The organism is Streptomyces sp. NRRL S-495 (assembly GCF_000966955.1).
Lineage (GTDB): Bacteria > Actinomycetota > Actinomycetes > Streptomycetales > Streptomycetaceae > Kitasatospora > Kitasatospora purpeofusca.
On sequence record NZ_JZWY01000914.1, the window covers coordinates 1 to 3,938 of the forward strand.

The 3,938-nt window shown below is 73.9% G+C and carries 5 protein-coding genes; 2 read left to right on the plus strand and 3 right to left on the minus strand.

The window, feature by feature from the left end:
• A partial coding sequence (locus tag VR45_RS36065; RefSeq protein ID WP_045944146.1) for a VCBS repeat-containing protein occupies positions 1-452 on the plus strand: 452 nt, incomplete at its 5' end.
• A gap of 22 nt (positions 453-474) precedes the next feature.
• Here the strand turns inward: VR45_RS36065 and VR45_RS36070 are convergent.
• The 3 genes from VR45_RS36070 to VR45_RS36080 form a co-directional block, all read right to left on the minus strand.
• On the minus strand, positions 475-939 hold the full coding sequence (locus VR45_RS36070) for a hypothetical protein (protein WP_045944147.1): 465 nt from the start codon (positions 937-939) through the stop codon (positions 475-477).
• Between the two features lie 17 nt (positions 940-956).
• Positions 957-1,253 (minus strand): hypothetical protein, encoded by a 297-nt coding sequence (locus VR45_RS36075; RefSeq protein ID WP_159394481.1) that lies wholly within the window; start codon positions 1,251-1,253, stop codon positions 957-959.
• Between the two features lie 235 nt (positions 1,254-1,488).
• A complete protein-coding gene (locus tag VR45_RS36080; protein WP_045944149.1) occupies positions 1,489-2,265 on the minus strand; it encodes a hypothetical protein in 777 nt (258 codons plus the stop codon).
• A gap of 265 nt (positions 2,266-2,530) precedes the next feature.
• Between VR45_RS36080 and VR45_RS36085 the strand changes: the two genes are divergently transcribed.
• Positions 2,531-3,298, plus strand: a complete 768-nt coding sequence (locus VR45_RS36085; protein ID WP_045944150.1) for a hypothetical protein — start codon at positions 2,531-2,533, stop codon at positions 3,296-3,298.
• The last annotated feature ends 640 nt before the right edge of the window (positions 3,299-3,938 follow it).

Genomic DNA, 3,938 nt, shown 5'->3' on the forward strand with positions numbered 1-3,938 from the left:
CGGACTTCGACGGCGACGGGCGCACCGACTACATCACCCTCGCCGACAACGGCGCCGTGAACGTCTTCCTCAACCGGGGCGGCGACGGCCACGGCGGCTGGGTGGACAACGGCCGGGTTGCCGGCGGGCTCACCACCGACCGCAGCCGACTGCGCCTCGCCGACTTCGACGGTGACGGGCGCGCCGACTACAACGTGGTCAACCCCGACGGATCGATCACCACCTTCCTGAACAAGGGCGGTGACGGCCACGGCGGCTGGAGCGACCACGGACGGACCGCGTCCGGTCTCACCAGCGACCAGAGCGCCGTGGCGCTGGCGGACATCGACGCCGACGGCCACGCCGACTACCTCGTCACCACCGGCCCCACCACCGCGTTCCTCAACAACGGCGGCGACGACCGCAACAACCCCGGCTGGATCGACTACGGCCGGATCGCCGCCGGGAGTTGAGCGGGCGGGGCCGCCCTGCCGCCTACGGGCCACGACCACGGGCCACGCCGCGTCGGGGGCGCCGCACGGACGACCGTGCGGTGCCCCCGGCCCCGTACCCCGGCTGTCCCCGCCACCACGGGCCGGGGGCGGCCGGGGCTTCCTCGTGGGCGGCGGTGTCCGCGATCGCGTCGTTCGGTTCGGCCTCGGCCTCGGCCTCGGGCACCCGTGCCGGCCGCTCGGCCCGGGACACCTTGGCGTCGGCGACGGCGTTGAACACCTCGATCACGAACTTCCGGACCTCGGACTCGGGCGTTTCCTCCAGGGAGACGGTAACCATCTGCCGGCGACCGTCCGGCAGAGCCACGTAGATGTGGCCGTCCTTGCCCGAGCAGTCGTCGAGGACCGAGACCTCGGGCAGCGGGTGCTCGACGGTGCGGCCGTCCACCGTCACGCCCAGCGCGTGTTCGTACAGCCTCAGGCTGTCCCCGAGCGAGGACTTCGACACGCCCCGGCCGGGATCCTTCAGCCGGGCCAGATGTGCCCGGGCCCGGCCGACCCGGTCCCGATGGAGCCGCTTCGCGGCTTCGACCTCGGCCCGGGCCACGTCGCGTTCGCGGCCCGCCGCGCGCTCCAGGCCACGAAGCCTGCCGCGCGCTCCAGGCCACGGAGCCTGCCGCGGGCGGCGTCCAGGTCCTGCCGCTGCTCGGTGCAGTCGGGGCTGAAGGCGTACCGCCGGCCGCCGGGACAGCGCAGCATCACCCGGACGATCGTGCCGCCGACCACCAGCACGATCACCAGGATCCAGCCCACTGGGCCCATCGACACCCTCCCCAGCCCTCGCGGTCCCCGTCCGGATCCGCCCCCGCAGGCCACGGACCGAGCCGATCGTACGAACACGGGCCGCCTCGCGCGGAGGAATTGCAGAAACCTCGTACGCCGCAGGCCGAGGGTTCCCTCCCGTCGCCCGGTGTCGCCCGGGACGGCTCACGCCTCGTCCGGGTCGCTTGCGCCGCCCCGCGGGGCGAGGAACGTCGCTCGTCGCGGCTGCAGGACACTACTGCGGTGAGTGCCGGGCGAGGTTGGCTCCGACCTCGGCGAGCATCCGGCCGAGGAGGTGGAGGGCTCGCGCCCGTGCCGGTACTCCGCGCGCCGTTCCGGTCCAGCAGGTGTCGGTGAACCTCTCGGTCGCCGCGAGGATGCGGTCGTCGTCCTGGGTGGCCAGCACGAGGACGAACCGCACGTAGTCGCCGATGCCGGTGCCCCGGGGGTGCCGGTCGACGAAGCCCTGAAGGCGCGGGGTCAGGGCGGCCAGGGTGCGGTCCGTCGGGAAGACGACGGCGAGGCCGGCGAGGGCCAGCCGGACCGCGGGGCATTCGGCCGGCCAGCGGGTCAGCAGACCCGGGGTACGGGTGCGGACCGCGTTGCGGGCCAGGGCCTCGCTGTCGGGATCGGCGTCCTTCGGGGTGGCCGGCCAGGCCTCGGCGAGGCCGCGCTCGGTGACGGTGGCAGCCTTGAACAACAGGTGGACGGCCTCGAACCGTTGCCGGGCGGGAACCCGGTCGCCGGTGGCGAGGTGTGCGAGCAGGACGAGGCCGTCGGCGGCGCCGGGCCGGCAGGTGTCCTGGTGGAGGATCTCGTTGCAGAAGTCCCCGAGGAAGGTCCGCTCGTCCCAGCAGGGGTCGACCTCGGCACCGAACAGCATCGCTGCGTGGGGCGGCCTGCCGTCCGGCGGCAGGCGGTCGGCGATGACATCCCGGAAGAGTCGCCGGACCGGCGGACCGCAGGCGATCGCGTCCTGCCGGTTCTGCTCGGGTTCGGCGTGCGTGTCCATGGCCGGCGCAGCCTACTGGACCACCTCGGACCGACACCCCGTCACCCGGGGCCGCGGCCGGCAGGCCTTTGACCGACCCGGCACCGGCGGCCGTTCACCTCCACCGTGTCCATGAATCCCGCCACCGGCAGGTGCCTGCTGTCCCGGAAGCGGGCCGCACCTGCGGTCGGTGAGCAGGAATCGGTCACCGGAGTCAGGGGCCGGTCCGTCTCCGGTCCCGGGGGTGGCCCCTGGTGCTGTCGACGGACGGTACAAGAATCCGAATGTGACGAACGACGCTGCTTCCGCCCCCGATGTCCTGCCCCGTCCCGCCGAGGTTCTGGCCGGAACACCCTGGGCCGATCTGTCGCACGGCATGGGCGCGGCAACGGATGTGCCGCTCAACCTGGACCGGCTGCTGGACTCCGACCGGCGCCGACGTACCGGTGCGCTCGATTTCCTGCACCACGTGGTGCACCACCAGAACACGCTCTACGAGGCGACGGTGCCGGCCGCCCTGTACGTGGCCGGGATCCTGTCCGACCCGCGCACCCTGCGTCCGATCGACCGTTCACGCGAAGATCTGCCGGGACCGATGCGGGCCGCACTCCTCGGCTGGCTCGGCGCGGTGGCATCCGAGGCGAACGACGCGGCAGCGGAGGCCTTCCGTCGGCAAGGCTTCAGGCCCGGGGACCACCTCCCCTTCGTGCGGATGAGCCGACTGCTTCCGCTGCTCCTCGGCCCGGTTACGGCGCACACCCGAGACCCCGACCTGTCGCTCCGGGAGGCCGCTGTCGCCGCCTGCATCCCCCTGGTCGACGACGCGCGGCTGCGACACCGTCGCACGGCGCTGATCCCCTCGGTCCGTCAGGTTCTCGGGGCCAGCGCCCAATGGCAGCACCGGGAGCGCGCGATCGACACCCTGGAGGAGTGGGGCGAGGACACGACCGGCCTTGTCGGGCGGGATCCGTGGGCGTTCGTCGACGCGGACCTCCCCCGCCGTGCCCCCTGTCCGGGCCGGACCGCCGAGCGGTCGGAAGAACCCCCGTTCTGAGACCATGCCTTCTCCCGCCGGAAACGACGTTCCTCCGCGACCTCCGAGCGAACTGGTCCGTCCTCCCCGCACCGGCGGGGGTCCGCCGCTTGCCAAGGCGACGGCCAAGCTGTCCCCGTCGTCCTCCCCGCAGGCGCGGGGGTCAGCCGGACGAGCTTCGTACGGACGTCCCGGAGCTGCGGCTCCCCGTCCTCAGGGGCAGCCGTGGCGTTTACGGTCCGAACTGGCACCACTTTTCCGGTTCCGGGTGGCCCCGTGCCGTCTTGAAGCCATTGTTCCGGCTTGAGGCGGCTTCGGCTTCCGGTCTCGCGTGGTACCGGCAGCGGGTCCACCACCACCGCCTCCTGCCCGGGAGGGGCGTCGGCGACGGGCTGGTGCAGCGCCTGCGCCGCCGACGCCGACCGCACCAAGGACGCCCGCCGGCGCCAGGCCCGGCGGGCCCGCCGGGCCCTCCGGAAGCGATCGCCCGCCACCACCACGACCCGGTGCCGGGCGGGGAACCCGACGACCGGCCGTGGTGCTCACCGACGCCCCGGGGCGCGGAGGAACGGGGCGGGCGACCAGCACCCAGCCCCTCCCCCGGGGCCTCACCTCCCTGGTCCCCGACGCCCGCACCCGGGCCACCCCCGGCGAGCGCGCC